Annotated in this window: 3 protein-coding genes; all 3 read left to right on the forward strand. The window is 46.3% G+C overall.

Annotated features, from left to right (window positions below; translation table 11 throughout):
* The coding region (locus tag AC1DSE_RS32870) for an AAA family ATPase (RefSeq protein ID WP_477528882.1) at positions 1–667 on the forward strand (667 nt) is incomplete at its 5' end.
* Between the two features lie 25 nt (positions 668–692).
* The gene (gene hflX / locus AC1DSE_RS32875) at positions 693–1,982 is read left to right on the forward strand and encodes a GTPase HflX (protein ID WP_477511876.1); all 1,290 of its coding nucleotides are present in this window, start codon (positions 693–695) and stop codon (positions 1,980–1,982) included.
* Positions 1,983–2,074: 92 nt separating this feature from the next.
* A complete protein-coding gene (locus AC1DSE_RS32880; protein WP_477511875.1) occupies positions 2,075–3,367 on the forward strand; it encodes a methionine gamma-lyase family protein in 1,293 nt (430 codons plus the stop codon).
* Positions 3,368–3,470: the final 103 nt, after the last annotated feature.

Here is a 3,470-nt window from a genome sequence, read left to right on the forward strand (position 1 = left end):
TCCAGGGACAGGAAAAACAACAATCGCCCGCATCGTCGCGAAGCTGTTTCAAAAGATGGGTGTACTTACCAAAGGACATTTGATTGAGGTGGAGCGAGCTGATCTTGTTGGCGAATATATTGGACATACCGCTCAGAAGACGCGAGACCTCGTTCGAAAAGCAATCGGCGGAGTGTTGTTTGTTGATGAAGCGTACAGTCTAGCTCGGGGCGGGGAAAAAGATTTTGGCAAGGAAGCAATCGATACGCTTGTAAAAGCAATGGAGGATCACAAAAATCATTTTGTGCTCATACTCGCGGGTTATCCTGCCGAAATCGACGATTTTTTGCTCACAAATCCAGGCTTGCCGTCACGTTTTCCGATCCAAATCGAGTTTCCAGATTATTCGGTTGATCAACTGATTCAGATTAGTGAGCTCATGGCTAAGGACCGTGATTATATATTGCAGCCTCAGACCATATTTAAACTAAGACAGCATTTAATGCAGGAAAAGCTAAACACCATGTTCTCGTTCAGCAATGCCAGGTATGTTCGAAATGTGATAGAGAAAGCGATCAGGTTTCAAGCCGTTCGTTTGCTTACGCAGTATGCCAGTTCCGTTCCCGCAAAGCAGGAATTAATGACGATTAGACCAGATGATTTAAAGTGGGATACGAAACCAATATGATTGCGTAGTTTAGAAGGAGTATGAGATGAGCGAGATAACATTCGATACGAATACGAACATGATTGAAAAAGCGATACTGATTAGCTTAGTTACGTCAAAAGACAAGCGGAAAGGCGGAGACCCTGAGCTGTCGCTACAGGAGCTTGTACAGCTGACGGAAACAGCTGGGGTTGAAGTGCTGACGACCATTACGCAAAACAAAGAAACCGTCGATTCCAAATGGTTTATTGGCAAAGGAAAAGTACAAGAGGTTAAGGCTCTAGCTGATGAACTGGGCGCTACAACGGCTATATTTGATCAAGAGCTGTCCGGCGCTCAGGTTCGCAATTTGGAAGAATCACTGGATTTGAAAATCGTTGACCGCACCCAGCTGATTTTGGATATTTTCGCAGGTCGTGCCAAAACGCGCGAAGGGATTATTCAGGTTGAGCTGGCGCAGCTCAGCTATCTTTTGCCACGTCTATCTGGACAAAGCAAAAACTTGTCACGGCTTGGCGGAGGCATTGGTACCCGCGGTCCAGGTGAAACGAAACTCGAGACGGATCGCCGTCATATTCGTGATCGGATTTTTGACCTGAAGACGGTGCTTGACGAGGTTGTCCGCCACCGTAAATTGCATCGCGAGCGTCGCAAAAAATCCGGCGCCATTCAAGTAGCTCTTGTTGGCTATACGAATGCCGGGAAATCGACGCTGCTTCGCGAGCTTACTCATGCAGATGTGTATGTAGAAAATCAATTGTTCGCAACGCTTGATCCCACCTCTAGAACACTTGAGCTGCCAAATGGCCGAGAAATTATACTTACAGATACGGTAGGTTTTATTCAAAACTTGCCGACAGATCTTGTAGCAGCATTTCGGGCGACGTTAGAAGAGGTATGCGAGGCTGATCTAGTGCTTCATGTCATCGACAGCAGCTCTCCAATGCGGGATGAGCAAATTGCAGTCGTTAACAAAATTTTAGGTGAGCTTGGCGCCGCGGATAAACCCTATATTATGGTCTACAATAAGAAGGATATGTGTGTAAATAACGGTTCATTAGCAGATTTGCCGATTACTAGCGGCGACAATCTTGTCATTAGCGCGTACGATGCTGGGGATCTAGAGCTGTTAAAGCAAACCGTGCAAGATAAGCTCAGCGGAGACGTAGTAGTCTTTAACGTGCCAGCAGAGCGTGGAGATTTGATCGCACTTGCTTATCGAAGCGGCGAGGTTATCAATCAAGAAGTGAATGAAGAAAGCTTACGACTTACCGTTCATGTGAGTAAGCAGGAATACGAGCAGCACGGTCATCGTTTAAAACAATTTATTGAGTAGGGTTTGCTTACGAAGTAGTTTTGCTGTGCAAAATTTAGGCATATGCTTACGAAGTAGTTTTGCTGCGCAAAATTTAAGGAGAAGATATCATAATGAACAGGCAACATGTAAACCAAAGACTATGGGAGCACCTAGAGCAGCTAGCAGAGCAGTCCGAGGTGCTTGCCTCAGAAGCTTTTCGCAGCATTGACAAGATAGCTGAGCGGAATCAGTGGAAGGTCATAGAAGCGTTTCAACATCACAAAGTAAGCGATTTTCATTTTACCGGTTCAACGGGATATGGCTATAATGATCGCGGACGTGAAATACTTGATCTTGTTTACGCAGAGGTAATGGGAGCGGAAGCGGCTATTGTTAGGCCGCATTTCGTTTCTGGAACACATACGATCAGCTGTGCCTTATTCGGAGTGCTGCGCCCTGGGGATGAGCTCCTGTACGTTACGGGAAGACCTTACGATACGCTGCATAAAGTTATCGGCAAGCCTGGAGACGGCATGGGCTCTTTGCAGGATTGGGGCGTGAAATATTCTGAGGTAGCGCTCCTTGAGGATGGTGGATTGGACTGGACTCAAATTGAGCAAGCGATCTCGGAAAAAACGAAGGTCATCGGTATCCAGCGCTCGCGTGGTTACGATTGGAGAGCTTCATTTACCGTTTCGGAGATTGAAACTATCGTAAATAGGGTAAAAGCAATAAAGCCGGACCTGATTGTTTTTGTGGACAATTGTTATGGTGAATTTACAGAGCTGCTCGAGCCTACTCAAGTTGGAGTAGATTTGATGGCAGGCTCGCTTATCAAAAACCCAGGCGGGGGCTTAGCTGAAACGGGGGGCTATATTGCCGGGAAAGCTTTTGCCGTCGAAGCTGCTGCTTACCGCATGACTGCTCCGGGCATCGGCGGCGAGGTAGGCGCAATGTTAGGTACGCTTCGCTCCATGTTCCAAGGTTTATTTTTAGCCCCTCATTTGGTCGGACAAGCGATCAAAGGAAGTGTGCTTGCTGCTGCTTTATTTGAAGAGCTTGGGTTCGAAACAAAACCGAGATGGAATGAGCCGCGTACAGATCTCATCCAAGCGGTTCGATTTGGACAAGCTGATCATTTAATCGCTTTTGTTCAAGGGATACAGCAGGCAGCTGCTGTTGATTCGCATGTGGTTCCCGAGCCTTGGGATATGCCTGGATATGAGAATGCTGTCATTATGGCGGCAGGAACGTTCATTCAAGGAGGCAGTTTAGAGCTATCAGCTGATGCTCCAATACGCGAACCTTACATTGCATATATGCAGGGTGGACTGACGTATGCTCACGCTAAATATGGTGTTTTAACCGCATTATATCGCCTTGTAGACAGTGGTTTAATTGTGATTAAACCTTACATAACTTGACACATTTGCGTTGTAACGGTTAGAATGAACATATAAAAGAGCGACTGGAAGGTTGATGCGACATGGCTGATGATATTCGCAGAAATATGGCCTTATTTCCCAT

This window comes from Paenibacillus sp. 01L418 (genome assembly GCF_056400045.1).

Coding starts and splice junctions, on each gene's coding strand:
- hflX (WP_477511876.1), top strand. CDS start 693: ATGAGCGAGATAACATTCGATACGAATACGAACATGATTGAAAAAGCG.
- AC1DSE_RS32880 (WP_477511875.1), top strand. CDS start 2,075: ATGAACAGGCAACATGTAAACCAAAGACTATGGGAGCACCTAGAGCAG.